Source organism: Tropheryma whipplei str. Twist, assembly GCF_000007485.1.
Lineage (GTDB): Bacteria > Actinomycetota > Actinomycetes > Actinomycetales > Microbacteriaceae > Tropheryma > Tropheryma whipplei.
The window spans coordinates 415,875-432,302 of sequence record NC_004572.3 but is presented as its reverse complement, the minus strand read 5'-3'; the positions used below and the strand labels follow the sequence as shown (position 1 = coordinate 432,302).

General features: G+C 45.1%; 15 protein-coding genes and 1 tRNA gene. 11 read left to right on the top strand and 5 right to left on the bottom strand.

Annotated features, from left to right (window positions below; all coding sequences use genetic code 11):
• Positions 1-55: 55 nt before the first annotated feature.
• The 6 genes from cysS to TWT_RS05200 all read left to right on the top strand — a co-directional run bounded on the left by cysS (position 56) and on the right by TWT_RS05200 (position 4,158).
• The gene (gene cysS, locus TWT_RS02025) at positions 56-1,456 is read left to right on the top strand and encodes a cysteine--tRNA ligase (RefSeq protein ID WP_011096373.1); all 1,401 of its coding nucleotides are present in this window, start codon (positions 56-58) and stop codon (positions 1,454-1,456) included.
• The gene (rlmB, locus tag TWT_RS02020; protein WP_011096374.1) at positions 1,453-2,244 is read left to right on the top strand and encodes a 23S rRNA (guanosine(2251)-2'-O)-methyltransferase RlmB; all 792 of its coding nucleotides are present in this window, start codon (positions 1,453-1,455) and stop codon (positions 2,242-2,244) included. Before cysS ends, rlmB begins: the two co-directional genes overlap by 4 nt.
• Positions 2,245-2,358: 114 nt before the next feature.
• A complete protein-coding gene (locus tag TWT_RS02015; RefSeq protein ID WP_011096375.1) occupies positions 2,359-3,240 on the top strand; it encodes a DsbA family protein in 882 nt (293 codons plus the stop codon).
• 44 nt (positions 3,241-3,284) lie between these two features.
• Positions 3,285-3,357 (top strand) — tRNA-Thr (locus TWT_RS02010).
• 64 nt (positions 3,358-3,421) lie between these two features.
• Positions 3,422-3,949, top strand: coding sequence for a hypothetical protein (locus TWT_RS02005; RefSeq protein ID WP_230440447.1), 528 nt, complete (start codon positions 3,422-3,424; stop codon positions 3,947-3,949).
• A gap of 11 nt (positions 3,950-3,960) precedes the next feature.
• Complete coding sequence (locus TWT_RS05200) at positions 3,961-4,158, top strand: HGxxPAAW family protein (protein WP_033799943.1); 198 nt, start codon at positions 3,961-3,963, stop codon at positions 4,156-4,158.
• On the opposite strand, the gene zwf is transcribed toward TWT_RS05200, so the two are convergent.
• From zwf to tkt, 4 genes are read right to left on the bottom strand one after another with little or no spacing between them, the layout of a single operon-like run.
• Positions 4,152-5,615, bottom strand: a complete 1,464-nt coding sequence (gene zwf, locus TWT_RS01995; RefSeq protein ID WP_011096377.1) for a glucose-6-phosphate dehydrogenase — start codon at positions 5,613-5,615, stop codon at positions 4,152-4,154. The two genes, TWT_RS05200 and zwf, sit on opposite strands and share 7 nt — an antisense overlap.
• A 42-nt stretch (positions 5,616-5,657) precedes the next feature.
• On the bottom strand, positions 5,658-7,268 hold the full coding sequence (locus TWT_RS01990) for a glucose-6-phosphate isomerase (protein ID WP_044143919.1): 1,611 nt from the start codon (positions 7,266-7,268) through the stop codon (positions 5,658-5,660).
• A gap of 49 nt (positions 7,269-7,317) precedes the next feature.
• Complete coding sequence (gene tal / locus TWT_RS01985; protein ID WP_011096379.1) at positions 7,318-8,412, bottom strand: transaldolase; 1,095 nt, start codon at positions 8,410-8,412, stop codon at positions 7,318-7,320.
• Positions 8,402-10,498: a transketolase gene (gene tkt / locus TWT_RS01980; protein WP_011102515.1), complete on the bottom strand. Its 2,097-nt coding sequence runs from the start codon at positions 10,496-10,498 to the stop codon at positions 8,402-8,404. The genes tal and tkt overlap by 11 nt, the downstream gene beginning before the upstream one ends.
• A 138-nt stretch (positions 10,499-10,636) precedes the next feature.
• Between tkt and TWT_RS04630 the strand changes: the two genes are divergently transcribed.
• Positions 10,637-11,539: a heme o synthase gene (locus tag TWT_RS04630; RefSeq protein WP_011096381.1), complete on the top strand. Its 903-nt coding sequence runs from the start codon at positions 10,637-10,639 to the stop codon at positions 11,537-11,539.
• On the opposite strand, the gene TWT_RS01975 is transcribed toward TWT_RS04630, so the two are convergent.
• The gene (locus tag TWT_RS01975; protein WP_230453607.1) at positions 11,463-12,452 is read right to left on the bottom strand and encodes a COX15/CtaA family protein; all 990 of its coding nucleotides are present in this window, start codon (positions 12,450-12,452) and stop codon (positions 11,463-11,465) included. The two genes, TWT_RS04630 and TWT_RS01975, sit on opposite strands and share 77 nt — an antisense overlap.
• Positions 12,453-12,656: 204 nt before the next feature.
• On the opposite strand from TWT_RS01975, the gene sufB reads away from it, so the two are divergent.
• The 4 genes from sufB (at position 12,657) to sufC (ending at position 16,428) form a co-directional block, all read left to right on the top strand.
• Positions 12,657-14,078, top strand: coding sequence for a Fe-S cluster assembly protein SufB (sufB, locus tag TWT_RS01970; protein ID WP_011096383.1), 1,422 nt, complete (start codon positions 12,657-12,659; stop codon positions 14,076-14,078).
• Positions 14,065-15,219: a SufB/SufD family protein gene (locus TWT_RS01965; RefSeq protein ID WP_011102513.1), complete on the top strand. Its 1,155-nt coding sequence runs from the start codon at positions 14,065-14,067 to the stop codon at positions 15,217-15,219. The genes sufB and TWT_RS01965 overlap by 14 nt, the downstream gene beginning before the upstream one ends.
• A gap of 24 nt (positions 15,220-15,243) precedes the next feature.
• Entirely contained in the window at positions 15,244-15,546 is a 303-nt protein-coding gene (locus TWT_RS01960) for a non-heme iron oxygenase ferredoxin subunit (RefSeq protein ID WP_011096385.1), read from the top strand.
• A gap of 132 nt (positions 15,547-15,678) precedes the next feature.
• Positions 15,679-16,428: a Fe-S cluster assembly ATPase SufC gene (gene sufC / locus TWT_RS01955; protein ID WP_011102512.1), complete on the top strand. Its 750-nt coding sequence runs from the start codon at positions 15,679-15,681 to the stop codon at positions 16,426-16,428.

The following is a 16,428-nucleotide window of genomic DNA, read 5'->3' as shown; positions in this document are numbered from 1 at the left end:
AGTGCAGTGAATTGGTATAGATCTGCTTTGTTCATTTGACATACTGTATCTTGTAATGACGTTAAATTTATACGATACCCTCTCAAGACGCATTGTTACCCTAGACTGCAGGGATCGTGTGGAACTCTACGTTTGCGGACCCACAGTACAATCACCTCCACATATTGGTCATATGCGATCGGGCGTAGTCTATGACTGTTTGCGACGGTGGTTGGAATACAAAGGCCTTCCGGTTTTGTATGTACGCAATATAACCGATATAGACGATAAAATACTTGCCTCTGCGCGCAGTACTGAAACAGGCGAAACTTGGTGGCAGATTGCCTACAGGGTCTCTGGATTGTTTAATGAAGCCTATAAGGCGTTGTTTGTAAAGCCACCAGACTATGAGCCATTGGTAACAGCGCATATTCCGGACATAATAAAGGCAATAGAGATACTCATACAGAAAAACGTCGCCTACAGGGCGATGGATGGTTCAGGTAACGTCTTTTTCAGTATTGATAAGCACCCAAGTTATGGTGAGCTAACTGACCAGAAAGATCTTTTAATCGATGATTGCATTACTCCTGGAAAGCGTGACCCCAGAGATTTTACTCTATGGAAAGAAAAAAAAGACACAGATCCTGACTTGGCTTTTTGGGAGTCCCCCTGGGGTCCCGGAAGACCGGGCTGGCATATAGAATGCTCAGTTATGGCAACGAAGTACTTAGGCACTCGTTTTGCCATACACGGGGGTGGAGTTGACTTACGTTTCCCTCATCATGAAAATGAGTTGGCTCAAGCCCGCGCTTTGGGAGCGCATTTTGCTGATATATGGATGCACACGGGGGCAGTCAATGTTGAAGGTATCAAAATGTCTAAGTCTTTTGGTAACTCAGTTCTTGTTCAGGATGCTTTGTCAAAAGTGTCACCGTCTGCTTTGCGATACTATTTTCTAACTGCACACTACCGCTCAACCCTTAATTACACGGAAAATTCTTTGTCGCAAGCCTGTAACACTTGGAATAAACTTCAAGGATGTATATACCGAGTATATGACTACCTCGAACGCGAGGGTTATGAAAACGACTTCTGCGTTTCCCAATTGAATACGGATTTTTCTACCTCACTTGATAATGACCTAAATATACCCGAAGCTCTTGCTATTGTTCACAATAAGGTAAGAGAAATGAATCGCTTGGTTGATACACAGGCAGATATGCAATATTTGGGGAATACACTGTCAGAAGTTGTAGAGATGCTTTCTATTTTGTGCCCAATTGATCATAAAATAACATACACCAGTGGAGCGCAGGATAATAGCAAAGCCTTGCTTCAAGTATTACTTGAAGCAAGAGACAGGGCGCGCTCTAAGGGTGATTTTTATACTTCAGACCTTTTGCGAGAATTATTAGCCGAAGCGGATATAAGCGTTTCAGACGGTCATGTGTCTTATGGTAGTCCGCGGGGATGAGACGAAAAAACAGGTCAGTTTCTAGCTCTTCAAGAAGGTCCGGGTTACCAAACCAGATTGAGCACAATACGATTGTTGGAATAAATCCGGTATACGAGGCGTTGCGTGAAAGGGTGCCATCGATAAAGCTCCTTATAGATAAAAGTTTTGCGCTTAAACACAATCCACGAGTGTCAAAAATCATGAATTATTCAGATATTCCTCATATATTTGTACCTCGCAGCACACTCGATAGATTGACAGACTTGCCTCATCAGGGTGTCGCGCTACTGTGCAAGTCTTATAGACCCAGTCGCGCGGAAGAGCTCTTGAAACAGACTTGGCCCCGTCCTCCTTTATTCATTGCATGCGATCAGGTTACAGATCCTCGCAATCTTGGTGCGATTGTACGCTCAGCGGCTGCCTTTCGCGCATCGGCTGTTCTAATAGGCAAGAATCGCAGTGCTCGTGTAACACCTATGGTATGGAAAGCGAGTGCTGGGGCAGTTGGCAAATTACCCATTGCGGAGGTGGGGAATCTAACCCGTTATATTGTCCGTTTTAGAGAGTACGGTGGTTTTGTACTGGGTTTAGATTCGAATTCTAAGACTCCAATTGATAAAAGTGTTTTTTTAAAAAAGGAGGACAAACGTGCACTTCTGCTTATTGTTGGCAGCGAAGGTAGCGGCATAAGTCATCTTGTAAAAAAACACTGTGATGAACTGCTTACAATTCCGACGGATGCTTCTGTTGATTCTCTAAATGTGTCGGTTGCTGTCAGTATAGCCTTGTATGAACTGCAGCGGTAAAGTGCTTTTTGCGACAAGAGGTTTTCTCAAAAACTGCACTTTGTGCTTCAATAGGAGAGTAGACTCGGGTGTTTTGCCCCTTATTGTTTTGAAGAATTCTTTGGGTTTAGCTAGATGGATTTAACTAAGAGGGAGCGACGTGATCGCGCCCGGGAGAAGGCCAGGCACATACGTGACCAACAGGTTAAATCCGAGAGGCGCGCGCGGTGGTTTATCCAGGGCGGTGTTCTACTTGCAATATTTGCGGTTGTAAGTGCGGTAGTTCTTGTTATTGTTTTTTCTGTTCCTTCTCAGGCAGCTGGTCCACGTAATATGGTTTCTGATGGTATTGTTTTTGGGCCAAAAGGGGAACCAATTTTAACTGAGGGTATCCATCCTGAGTTCGGTCCTACTCCTTACTATGAAAGTGCGGAGAATGGAAAGATAAACATCAGGGTTTACGCTGACTACAGCTGTCATTACTGCAAGCAGTTCGAAGAGACTACCTCCGCGTATCTCAGCAGTTTATTGGATGGCGGTAATGCAACCCTGTCTATCCACCCAATTGCGATATTTGGTTCAGGGCTTAATCGTTATTCGGTTAGGGCGACAAATGCCGTTGCGTGTGTTGCAAACTACTCTCCGAAATATTTTCTTTCTGTTAATGCCGCCTTGTTTCAACACCAAGAATCTGCACTTCAGAACAGAGGTTTGGGCAATGATGAACTTTGGACTATTGCCTCTGCATCCGGGGCTTCTGACCCAAAGGTTGAGGAGTGTATAAAGCACGAGATGTTTTCAGATTGGGCCGTTGCTGCTACCGAAAGGGCTACCAGGTATATTCTTCCTAATAGTGACAATGTCTCCCTCAGGGGCACCCCAACTGTTCTTGTGAATGGTGCCCTTTATACTGGCTCTCCGGGTGATCTTGACTCTTTTAAGCGCTTTATTGCCGAATCTCAGGGCAAGACTTTCAGTACAAAACCGCCGAGTCACACAGGCGCTCGGAATACCTAGACATGCGAAGGGCTGTATTGTAATCTTGTGTGCCGTTTTATCCTGCCAGCTTGGCGCAATTGGTAGCGCACCCGACTTGTAATCGGGCGGTTATGGGTTCGAGTCCCATAGCTGGCTCTGCATCTATCTGTTTTGTGTTTCTGCCCCTTGCCCGGTTTATTTGGGGTCTTGGACTATTTTTGTGCTGAGAAAATTTGCTTTCCCGGGGGAGTTTATTGCCCTTGCCGTTTTATTCACCCTAACAGGCCAGGTTTGGTTTACAGTTCGTGTGACTGACAAACTGCTTTCTTCAAAGGATTTTATCGAGATAAACGGATCTAGTTTTTTTAACTCCTCTATTCTTTTGACCCTACTCGTTCTGAGTTTACTCAGCAGATTGTTTAAGCTGTTCCTAGCAAGGATATTACTTTTCTCGATTGCAGTTTTGATGCCATTGCTCTTTGTCTTTACGAAACACGTCTTCTACGCAAAACTGTCTGAGAGCTTCGGAATCTCTGGGGAAACATCCCTAGAGAATATTCTATCTACTGCAAGTATTATTCCTCAGATACCGCTGTTATTATCTATCGTTGCGTACACTGCATACTTGCTATGTTTTTCTGTAGCGATTTTTTTGAAGAAAAAAAATAGGCACAGCAGCAATAATGAAGAAAAGTTGCAAAATAAATACATTTGGGATAGTTTAAGCAGGGGAGTTGACCCCACTTAAGGTTTTATCGCATGTCTTCAAATCACTCTGTTTCTCATGGTAATTCTTTCGCAGCATGGTTTTTGGTTGTGTGCATCTTATCAGCGTTTCTCGCTGGGGGTATATTTCTTATATTCGACTTAAAAGTTTTACTTCTTCCCTGCGCCGTACTGGTCGTTGTAGGCATCCTGGGAGGTTTGAGCTTCAAGAAGAAGACTTATAATCAGTAATTTCTCCAGTGCCTGGACGTTCTGAGCAAAAGGTCGTTTGAAGTATCTGGCCCCCAACTTCCTGGAGTGTATTGGGGTATCAGGGTATTGTCGTTTTCCCAAACCTCCTCAAGGGGGTCTATTATGCCCCAACACAACTCCACTTCTCTTTGCTGCGGAAACAAGGAGGCCTCACCCCTCATTGCATCCAGAATTAAGCGTTCATAAGCCTCTGGACTTGATTCAGTAAATGAGCTTTTATACGAAAAATCAAAATTCACCTGTCGAATATCAGAACGATAACCGGGCACTTTCGACGCAAACCAAATAGACACACCCTCGTCTGGTTGCAACCTTATAACAATCACATTTTGCAAAATACTCATATCAGTTGGCTTGAATACAAGACTTATATATGCACTACGTTTTGCCATCCGTTTCCCAGTTCTAACGTAGAAAGGTACACCATACCAACGTTCATTATCGGCATTTAGCTTTATCGCCGCGAATGTTTCAGTTCTTGAAGATGGATTAACCCCATCTTCTTGCAAAAAAGATACAACCCTCTCATCCCGTAGATAGCCGGATGAGTATTGGCCACGAACAGCATTTTGAGCTATATTTTTCGGAAGACTCACACATTCCAAAACTCTCTGCTTCTCGTGCCTTATATCACTCGCGTTATTCAAATTCGAGGGTCTCTCCATCGTAATTAGAGCCATAAGCTGCAAAAGATGATTTTGTAATACATCACGTGCAGCACCGATTCCGTCATAGTACTTACTGCGACCCTCAACCCCTATATCTTCAGACATCGTAATCTGCACATGATCAACATGTTTCCTATTCCAAATAGGGTCAAAGATTTGGTTTCCAAAACGAAAAGTAAGAATATTTTGAATGGTCTCTTTACCAAGATAGTGATCAACCCGAAAGATAGCACGCTCAGGGAAAGCTGACCTAAGCACTGAATTAAGCTGTATTGCACTTTTAAGGTCATTACCAAAGGGTTTTTCAACAGCAATTTTATGCAAACATCCTCTAGACAGCCCACTAGCAGACAAGTTTTTCATGATGGGAGTAAATACATTTGGCGGAACTGAGAGATAAAAAACACAATTACCCCCAGTTTCCTCTTTGGTGGTTTCTAATTTCTCAGAGAGCTCAATATATGTCTCGGGGTCGGAAAAGTCGCCACTTACATGATGTACCCTTTTTTGGAGATCAAGAAAAACAGACTCTGACCATCCCGTCCTAGAGAAAGACTTAACGCAATGGCGGAAGTGACAGATAAAATCTTGCGCCGAGAAGTCTCTATTCAGAGCAATTAAAACGAACCCATTTGATAGAAGAGAGTTATGAAACAAGTCGTACACCGCTGGCAATAGTTTTTTGGAGCTCAGGTCACCCGTTGCCCCGAATATAGCAAGCGCCCCAGGCAGGGCAATCTGCTGTGTTGCGCAATTCACCTTTGGCATTTATATTCCACTTCTGTTTTAAAATCCATATGCGCGATCAGTTCAATTGGATAGAGATGGCTCTAGGCCTGGCAGATTCAAAGTCAGATCTTCTAATGAATTTACAAAAAGAGTCAAAACAGGTCGTCCGATGGACCTTAGAACCTGCGCATCACCCGCGGCCTGAGATCTTATCAACTTCCCAAAATCAAAACCCAAGCCCGGTATCTCCAAACACCTGTCAGAATCCGTTACAAGTTGCAAGAAGCTGCCAATTCGGGGGCCACCCTTGTGATACTGCCCAGTTGAATGCAAAAACCTCGGACCCCAACCGAATGTAACAGGCCTGTTATAGCGCAGCACCATGTACTTGACAAGATCCATTACCCCATCGTCATTCTTTGGGTCTAAATATGCTTGAATCGCAAGATACCCGGAGGGCGGGATTGCCCTCCCAAGGGTATCTAATAACTCACCAAGATTCTGAGTACAGGCACCTCCAAGGGTCTTTATACCGTTTTGAAGAGATATAACGGGCTCATCTTCAGGTTTTTTAAAGTTGCCTAAAATACCTCTTGTCGCCTCCTTAGCCTTTTCTACATCAGGCTGGTCAAAGGGGTTTATGGAGAGAATATGCCCTAAAACAGCAGTTGCAAACTCCCACAATACGAATTGTTCGCCAAGCCCCGCAGTAATTCGAGCACAGAACTCTTTATCCGCACACTCTGTCTCAGATTGAATACTTTTCTCACTAGAATTCTCGCTAGAATTCCTAGATCCATCTTCTAGCCGTACATCAAAATACGACACACCTTCCAGTCTGACTTTAGACAGGTCACCATTCGTAACAATTGGCAAAACCCCGGTTAAATCTTTACCTGTTGACTCTGCCAATAATTGTTCTATCCAATTTCCTATAAGGCTTTCGGAAGCAATTGCGGCCTTACCCTCAACAGCTAACAATGCGCCAAGTATAAGCGCCGGATTTGCTTGGCTATCTTCCTTTAGTGCAACAAAGGCCCGCTTCGCTGCAGATAGTATCGGAGTAACATCTATTCCGCACAACACTAATGGTACGATTCCAAAGGCTGTTAGGGCAGAGAATCGCCCGCCAACACTTGGATCTGCATTAAATACTCTGTAACCCTTTTCTTGCGCGAGTAAGTCTAATGGTGAGTTAGGGTCAGTTATGCAAATAATACGGCTACTTGGGTCTATTCCAGAGCCTTTAAAGTGTTTTTCAAACAAGCGCCTGTGCGAATCAACCTCAAGCGTGCTACCGGATTTGGAAGATAATATGAGGGAAGTCCTGTCGAGTGGCTCGGATGCGACTCTGAATACGTGATCAGGATCGGTTGTATCAAGAACAATAAGAGATGTTTGAAAGTAATCACTCATCAACTCAGAAGCGAGAGAAGAGCCACCCATGCCACTCAAGACAAAGCGGTCAACCCCATTTTTGAGAAGATCATTTCTTAACGCCTTTGCTGATTGTGCAACGGGGAGAGAGTGATCGTATACATCAAGCCATCCAAGACGTCTTGAGGCTTCCTCTCTTGCACTTTCCACCCATACCGAGCAATCCTTCGCAGAGATACGCGAAGCAATTTTTTTATCAACTAGGGTATCAAGAATGCACCTGATCTTTTCTTTCTCACTTGATAAAACTTCCAAAACTACCCAACTACGCGACAAATCGCGCAACACCGCAAGCCGCAAAGGCTCAGAAGCGGGACCTCACATTCGACTTTAACTGATTCCAGGAATCTATAAACTGTTTAACACCATCAGCTTCAAGCTTGTCTGTTACCTCAGTATAATTCACGCCAAGTTCAGCAAGTTCACTGAGGATGGCTCTTGAATCTTCGTATGTGCCAGTTATTGTATCGCCCCTTATTTCACCATGATCATTCACTGCATCAAGTGTAGCCTCTGGCATGGTGTTTACAACATCTCGTGCCACTAGATTTGTAACGTAACAGGTATCGGGGTATCTCGGATTTTTCACACCGGTACTAGCCCATAACGGTCGCTGTTTATTGGCTCCCTTATCTGCAAGGATCTTATATCTTGGTGTCGCAAAAGCCTCCTCATACACCTCATAAGCAAGTCTGGCATTCGCAACTGCAGCCCTGCCCTTCAAGTGAAGAGCCTGCGGTGTGCCGATGTTATCTAATTGCTCATCAACATAGACATCAAAGCGGGAGACGAAAAAGCTGGCAACAGAAAAAATGTTTTCAATGGATCTTCCTGCTTCAACAGCACGCTCAAGGCCTGTGAGATAGGCATCTATAACTTCTCTGTACCTCTGAAGACTAAATATCAGCGTGACATTAACACACACTCCAGAAGCAATCGACTGCGAGATAGCCTCTAACCCTTCCCGCGTAGCGGGAATTTTCACATACAAGTTAGGCTTGTTAATTGACTCCCATATGCTTTTCACGGAACGGAATGTTCCCTCCGTGTCATACGCAAGAGTTGGGTCAACTTCTATGCTAACCCTGCCATCAATACCCTTCGAAGCGCTATAAGAATCTGCCAGCAGATCAAGCGCCCCACTAACATCCTCAGAAATCACACTTAAGACTGCCTCATCAAGGGTGCATCCTCTCGAAAATGCGTTTTTAAACGAGGAATCGTAATCACGGCTAGAGGCAATGGATTTGGCAAAAATACTTGGATTAGTTGTAACCCCAACAACGCACTGCTTCTCAATCCTCTTCTTCAGGTCACCATCAGTAATTCTCGAACGGGAAAGGTCATCAAGCCACACACTTACACCGGCAGTAGATAATTTCTGCAGGCTATTCACCACACCCTCCCAACAGAGCATCTGCTGTTTTTACAATATTCTCAACGGTAAAACCGAAACGTTCAAAAAGAACATCCCCAGCGGCTGATGCTCCATAGTGTTCTATAGAAACGGATGCGCCCTTATCTCCAATATACTTCGACCAACCCAGCGACAAACCTGCCTCAACAGAAATTCTGGTTTCTACGTCTGGAGGAAGGACATGGTTGCGGTAACTTTTCTCTTGTTGATCGAACCACTCAAGACACGGCGCCGAAACCACTCTTGTGGGAATACCACGATTTTCAAGAACTTCCCTAGCACCTATTGCCAGCGAGACCTCTGAGCCCGTCGCGATTAATATCAATCTCGGATAACGCGATCCATCAGCTAGGATATACGCTCCCTTTCTGAGTTCGCTGGCAGGTGCAAGACAAGTCCTGTCGAGCACAGGAAGATTTTGTCGTGATAAAACAAGCCCAACCGGACCATCACGCCTCTCAAGAATTTCTTTCCAAGCCCAGGCAACCTCGTTAGCATCAGCGGGCCGAATGACAGATAAACCAGGGATGGCACGCAAGGCCCAAAGATGTTCAACCGGTTGATGAGTCGGCCCATCTTCTCCCAGTCCTATTGAGTCATGAGTCCAAACAAAAATAGATGGTATCTTCATGAGTGCAGCAAGTCTAACCGCAGGACGCATATAGTCACTGAAAACCAAAAAAGTCCCACCAAATACCCTTGTATTCCCGTGGAGAACAATTCCGCTTATTAGCGCAGCCATCGCATGTTCCCTCACTCCAAAGTGCAGGATGCGACCATAACGATCAGATTTCCAATGATCAACTGTCACACTTTCGGGTAAGAAACTGTTCGCAGACTTTATAGTCGTATTATTCGATTCTGCGAGATCCGCCGACCCGCCCCATAACTCTGGCATAACTTCAGCGATACGGTTTATAACTTGCCCACTGGCCGCCCTGGTAGAAATCGGTTTCTCCGAGGAAAAAACAGGCAAAACATGATCTATATCCGGAGTAACCCCATTTTGTAATCTGTCAAATAAAGCAGCCTCAATGGGATGCTCTTGACGCCAAGATGAAAAGACATTTTCCCAATTGTCCTGCTGTGACTGGCCTCGATCAAGTGCCCCTTTAGTGTGCTGAAGAACACCGTCTGGAACCTCGAATGTTTTTTCGGGATCAAAACCCAGAATACGCTTCAGGTCTTTCACTTCATTTACGCCAAGTGCAGCACCATGCGCAGCGCCCGTATTTTGTTTGCCCGGTGATGGCCAAGCGATAACCGTTTCCAGGATTATTAGCGACGGTCTATCAGTATCCTTTTGCGCTTCCAAGAGGGCCTCATAGAGGGAGAGGACATCCTCCCTATACTCTGCCCCTGCTCGACGCCAGGGAACCTCGATTACTTGCCAACCGTATGACAGATATCTGGACTTTATATCTTCAGAAAGGGCTATATCAGTATTATCTTCGATACTTATATAGTTTCTGTCAAGAATCACCAAAAGATTACCGAGCTGCTGAAGTCCAGCAAGAGAACATGCCTCAGAAGTAACACCTTCTTCTATATCACCTTCACTCGCGATCACATAGACATAATGATCGAATATATCCGTCTTGAAGAGGCCCCTTTGGAACCGCGCGGAATATGCAAACCCAACAGCGCTAGCAAGGCCTTGACCAAGAGGACCTGTTGTAATTTCAACCCCGGGTGTATGCCCATATTCCGGGTGTCCGGGAGTCAGCGAGCCCCACTGGCGAAGGCCTCGAAGATCCTGCAGGGAAAGTTTATAGCCGGCCAGAAAAAGCTGAATATATAGGGTAAGTGAACTATGACCGCAGGATAACACGAATCTATCGCGCGCCGCCCAGGAAGGATCAGAGGGGTTATGGCGCATAACCTTCTGAAACAAAAGATAAGCAGCGGGTGCCAAACTAATCGCCGTTCCGGGGTGACCGTTCCCGACATTTTCAACTGCGTCTGCCGCAAGTACCCGGGCTGTGTTTACCGCCAGATCATCCTTATCATCCCAAACAAACACAGTCAAAGCAGAAACCCTCCGTTCCCGCGAAACATTATATTCCATTCTGGTTGCAATGCGAATACAGTCGATCTGACCAGTATTTTATGTGTGGGTATTTTCAGTATTTATTTTCTAGCAGTGCCATATATGCTTCCCTATTCAGGTAGACTTGTCTGTGAGAAACCGTCCGCTTTAATCTGAATGGGTATGCAGGGTCGTTCTTTCGCTAGACAAATAAGGGCTTACGTCTCCCTCACCAAACCTAGAGTTGTTGAACTTCTATTATTGACGACTGTACCGACCATGATTCTGGCTCAGCGTGGCGTGCCAAACCCTCTGAGCGTCTTGTCAGTCCTGCTCGGCGGGGCAATGAGTGCCGGCGCAGCTGGAGCGTTTAATTGCTACATAGACAGAGACATAGATTCTAAGATGTCGAGGACGAGAAATCGTCCCCTTGTAACAGGGGCACTGTCCCCAAAGGCATCCCTTATTTTTGCCTGGATGCTTTGTGTGATTTCAGTCCTGTGGTTTTTATTGTTTGTAAACTGGCTCTCTGCCCTTTTATCCGCCATAGCCGTGTTTCTCTACGCTTTTTTTTATTCAATCGTTCTAAAAAAGAGAACCCCCCAGAACATAGTCTGGGGTGGCCTTGCAGGGTGCATGCCTGTCTTGATAGCCTGGGCCGCTGTAACAGGCTCTATAGATTGGCCAGCGATTGTCTTATTTGCTGTTGTTTTTTTGTGGACCCCACCGCATTACTGGCCACTTTCCATCCATTATTCAGAGGATTATCGACTTACCTCGATACCGATGTTGGGTGCAATATTTCCCAGAAAATTGGTTGTTTTGCAGGTACTTCTCTACGCGTTTGCTGTGGTTGCCTGCACATTACTGTTGATTCCAGTTGCACACATGACGCCCCTGTACGGCCTGTTCTCGGCTGTACTGGGCGCATGGTTCGTTTATGAAATATATCGTTTATATGTGAGAGTTGTGCGCGGACATGAGATAAAGGCAATGCACATATTCAGCTTATCGAATACTTATCTTTCGCTTGTCTTCCTATCGGTTGGAATAGACGGTGTTGTTTCTCAGCTTCTCTAGGCACTTTTCGGCTCGTACTTGACCGATATTGTTGAGCAAAGAAGGTCAGAGCCGCAGCCAGGAGTCCTGCCAGCATTAAATGGGATGCTACCAGATATTCCGGAAGGTTCGTGTGAACTTGAACTAATCCGATTGCTATCTGAACAAATAACAAAAGGAGGAGACAAGCAGATGCTCGTTTTGTTCCAAAACCCGCTTTCATTGAAAATACAAAAACGGTAAGAACAAGAAAAAACAATATAACTGCAGAAACTCCGTGCAGCAATGGAGCAAGCCTCAAAGAATTTCTTACAGCAGCAGGATCTCCAGAGTGCTTCAGATTGCCAGTTGTGAGTATTCCAAGTACAAACACAAAACAAGCAAACAGAATTGTAAAAACAGAAAGAAACCTGTAAGCAGCTGGATAGCAATCAATTTTTCTGCGTGTGTAGGTCACAAAAACGGCAAGACATGTATCTGATATCAGGAGTATCGAGACAAGGGTATGCAGGCCAACAACGTATGGATTCAATTTTGTCAGAACACTTATTCCACCAATCAAAGCCTGCAAAGGAACCCCGAGTGCAGACAGAAGTGTGAGATAAAAAATTGTTGAATGTGTTTTTCTAAGCTTCCAAACAGCAACAAGCGTTATAAGTGATATAACAGCAACCGCAAGCGCAACCAGGCGATTTCCAAACTCTATATACCCGTGTATTCCATATCCGGGCGCAGCAATGAGGCTCTTCTCTGAACACGCGGGCCACGAAGGACACCCAAGTCCCGACTTGCTTACACGAACAATATTTCCCGTAAACAAGATGAAAAACTGGGACAGCGCATTTACGATAAGAAAAACTCTAATCCGCACCGTCACCCCGGGTATGAGACCGTTCCTCAGGCCCGGAAAATAATTCCCAGTTTTTGAAACCATACAACAAAACCATATAACAGGGTTATGTGACAAGGCCTGTAAAGTTATCAATTGCCAGATATGCAAAAATAATCTTTTGTCACATACCTCTTATCCCTGATATCGTTACTTCACGCGTTATTTGGATAGTAATTAATGAGTGTTCTAGAGCAAGCCGGATATATTTCAGATTTTGTTGGCCAGACTTTTCATTGGAGCGAATAAGTGAGCGAAAATCTTATCGCCAATAGACCTGACCTTGATAGCCTGGGGAAGTATGAGTATGGGTGGCACGATTCAGATCGTGCTGGGTCAGACGCCAGGCGGGGTCTATCGCGCGATGTTGTAGAGGAAATATCCGAAACCAAGGGGGAACCTGACTGGATGCGCTCAATGCGCCTCAGGGCACTTGAAATCTTTTATCGCAAGCCAATGCCAAACTGGGGCGCTGATCTGACTGGAATTGATTTTGACCAAATAAAGTACTTTGTACGTTCAACTGAACGACAGGCCAATTCTTGGGAGGATTTGCCAGAAGAAATACGTAATACATACGAAAGGCTGGGCATTCCGGATGCCGAGCGGCAGCGTCTTGTGGCAGGTGTTGCTGCACAGTACGAATCAGAGGTTGTATACCACCAGATAAATGCTGAGCTCGAACGGCAGGGGGTGGTTTTTCTGGACACAGATACAGCCCTCAAAGAGCACCCGGATATTCTGCGTAAGTATTTTGGGTCAGTTATTCCAGCGGGAGATAATAAGTTTGCCGCACTGAACACCGCCGTTTGGTCCGGGGGGTCTTTTGTATATGTGCCAGAAGGTGTTAAGGTCGAAATTCCCCTTCAAGCGTATTTCAGGATTAATACCGAGAATATGGGTCAATTTGAGCGCACCCTGATTATTGCCGATAAAAACAGCTACGTTCACTATGTTGAGGGGTGCACAGCTCCAATATATAGTTCGCATTCACTGCATTCCGCGGTTGTCGAAATTCTTGTAAAAGAAGGTGCAAGGGTGCGTTATACAACTGTTCAAAACTGGTCTACTAATGTCTACAACCTGGTAACGAAACGTGCATATGTCTCAAAGAATTCAACTATGGAGTGGATTGACGGGAATATAGGGTCAAAAGTTACCATGAAGTATCCGTCTGTTTATCTTGCAGATGAGGGTGCAAAAGGGGAGATTCTCTCAGTTGCCTTTGCCGGTCCGGGGCAATATCAGGACGCCGGTGCTAAGGCCATACACATTGCACCCCGAACAAAGTCAGCAATTGTTTCGAAATCTATTGCCAGAGGGGGAGGCCGCACTGCTTATCGAGGGGAAGTAAGGGTTGAAGAAGGCGCAAAAGATTCAGCTAATTCTGTCCGATGTGATGCATTGTTAGTCGATACAATCTCAAGGTCTGATACATATCCAGCGATAGACATAAGGAGGGATGATGCGCAGCTAGCCCACGAAGCTACCGTGTCAAAGGTCAATGAGGACCAGCTCTTTTATCTTATGAGTCGCGGTTTGGAAGAAGCTGAGTCTGTTGCGATGATAGTTCGGGGTTTTATTGATCCTATAGTGCGAGAGCTACCCATGGAATATGCAATGGAGCTCAATAAATTGATTGAAATGAGCATGGAAGGTGCAGTTGGCTAGTCAATCGCCAACACAAACTCGGTCCGAGAGATTCTGTTCTGAAAATCCTAGTGATTTTCCGGAACCGAGCAATAGAGATCTGGCCTGGAAATATGCCCCAATCCCCATTGTAGAAAACTTCCTTAGCAAGGATTTTTACCCCTATGAATACCATATATCTCTCGCGGGCTCAGATGCGGGTAATGTAAAGCCAGCCATTGATAGGCCGATTTTTAGGTGGTCTACAAAAGAAAATGTTGCCCTAGGGCGCGCTGGTTTGCCCGAGGATAGAGCCTCTGCTTTTGCGTGGCAAAGGACACAGCGTGTATTGCTCGTTGACCTGGAAGGCACAGAGTCTATTATCCTCGATCGAAGATTTGAGCGCTGCACGGTTGCACATACCATTATTCATGTAAAAGCTCACGCAGATGCAAAGTTATTCATAAATAACCACGGTTACGATGGGCTTATAGAAAACCTGGAAATAATTCTTGAAGATAATGCAATTCTTCAACTTATTAGCTGTCAGGATTGGGATGAAGCATCTGTACATCTTGCGTATCATTTTGTGTATTTTGGAAAAAATAGCCGCCTGAAGCACTGTTCAGCCACGACTGGTGGTCGGTTTGTGCGCCTTAATCCAGCGTTTCAATTGGCAGAAGAAGGTTCCGAAGTTGAATCACTTGGTATTTATTTTGCCCAGAATAAGCAACATTTTGAACATCAAGTATACGTGCATCATGCAGCACAGGATACAAAGAGTGAGATTAATTACCGTGGTGTTCTATCTGGTAATGGTGCACGCACAGCCTGGGTTGGCGATGTGCTCATTGATACATTAGCGAGAAACTCTGATTCGTATGAGCAAAATAGAAATCTCATGATAGGCAGCGGCACCAGAGCTGATTCTGTTCCTAATTTGGAAATAAAAAATGGAAACATCCTGGGTGCCGGGCATGCCAGTGCAACTATGCGCTTTGACGATGAGCATCTCTTTTATCTACAATCAAGAGGTATAGACAAGAATCAAGCTTTACGTATGGTTGTCTCTGGCTTCGTACATGGCATGTTACAGAAGTCTGATATCGGGTGTGGTGGGGATGTCCTTCTGTGCTTATTTTCTAAAAAGCTTGATGCTCTTGTATCTTGTATTGGGGATTGAGCTTCAGCTGGAGGGTGCATTCTATTGAAAGTTTGCCCGGTATCTGATTTGACAGAAAATCAACCGGCACGATTTGAAGTAGATGGTGTTTCTGTGGCCCTCGTAAAGTTATCAGACGGGTCAGTGTACGCGGTAAATGACTGTTGCACGCATGCAGATGTTCCACTTTCTGAAGGTTTTGTTGATGGTGAAACAATAGAGTGCTGGGCACACGGGGCAAAGTTTTGTCTTAAATCCGGCGAAGCTCTTACTCTGCCTGCTTCCACACCGGTTGCAACTTATAAGGTTGTTCTTCAGAACGGATTCGTGTTCATTGACCTGCCTTAACCAATAGAACCCTATGAGTATTTGTTTTCCGGTATTTGTTTTTCCGGCAATTCAATTATCCATAAAATTGTTCTTGTCTGTTGTTGTAACAGACTTGTCTATGAGGATACTTAGCGATACCAGGGACGGTTTATGTCGGTTTTAGAAATAAGGGATTTATGTGTCACTATCGGAGATGATTCTGTCAAGAAGGAGATTCTCAAAGGGGTGTGTTTAAAAATCAAGTCAGGCGAAAAACACGCAATTATGGGCCCAAATGGTTCTGGTAAGTCAACGCTAGCCTCTGTAATAGCAGGCCACCCCCGATACACGGTTACCAGCGGATCGATAACCCTTGATAACAAAGATGTGCTACAGATGTCTGTTGACGAGCGCGCGCGAGCAGGGATCTTTCTTGCTATGCAGTACCCGATGGAAATTACGGGCGTATCTGTCGGTAACTTTCTGCGTACAGCAAAAGCTGCCCTTGATCAGAAGCAACCTCAAATACGCCAATGGATTGAAACGGTGAGGGGTGCAATGGATAGACTCCAAATTGAAAGAGCTTTTCTTGAACGCAACGTGAATGAGGGTTTTTCCGGGGGCGAGAAAAAAAGGCACGAGATACTGCAGCTTGAGCTTTTTAAACCCCTCTTTGCTATTCTTGATGAAACCGATTCAGGTCTTGATATTGACGCGCTGAGGGTAGTCTCGGAGGGCGTTAACCGAGCACATTCGGAAAATAATATGGGCATTTTGCTAATTACCCATTACACGCGTATTCTTCGGTACATAAAGCCAGATTTTGTTCATATCTTTGTCAATGGACGGATTGTCGAAGAAGGGGGAGAGGGTCTTGCCGACCGTCTTGAAAAAGAAGGATACAATGCGTATGTGTCATAG

Excerpts from the sequence above, each read along its gene's own strand:
- sufC (WP_011102512.1), top strand. The coding sequence starts at position 15,679 with ATGTCGGTTTTAGAAATAAGGGATTTATGTGTCACTATCGGAGATGAT.
- tkt (WP_011102515.1), bottom strand. The coding sequence starts at position 10,498 with ATGGAATATAATGTTTCGCGGGAACGGAGGGTTTCTGCTTTGACTGTG.
- rlmB (WP_011096374.1), top strand. The coding sequence starts at position 1,453 with ATGAGACGAAAAAACAGGTCAGTTTCTAGCTCTTCAAGAAGGTCCGGG.
- cysS (WP_011096373.1), top strand. The coding sequence starts at position 56 with ATGACGTTAAATTTATACGATACCCTCTCAAGACGCATTGTTACCCTA.
- TWT_RS04630 (WP_011096381.1), top strand. The coding sequence starts at position 10,637 with ATGGGTATGCAGGGTCGTTCTTTCGCTAGACAAATAAGGGCTTACGTC.
- TWT_RS01975 (WP_230453607.1), bottom strand. The coding sequence starts at position 12,452 with ATGGTTTCAAAAACTGGGAATTATTTTCCGGGCCTGAGGAACGGTCTC.
- TWT_RS05200 (WP_033799943.1), top strand. The coding sequence starts at position 3,961 with ATGTCTTCAAATCACTCTGTTTCTCATGGTAATTCTTTCGCAGCATGG.
- TWT_RS02015 (WP_011096375.1), top strand. The coding sequence starts at position 2,359 with ATGGATTTAACTAAGAGGGAGCGACGTGATCGCGCCCGGGAGAAGGCC.
- zwf (WP_011096377.1), bottom strand. The coding sequence starts at position 5,615 with ATGCCAAAGGTGAATTGCGCAACACAGCAGATTGCCCTGCCTGGGGCG.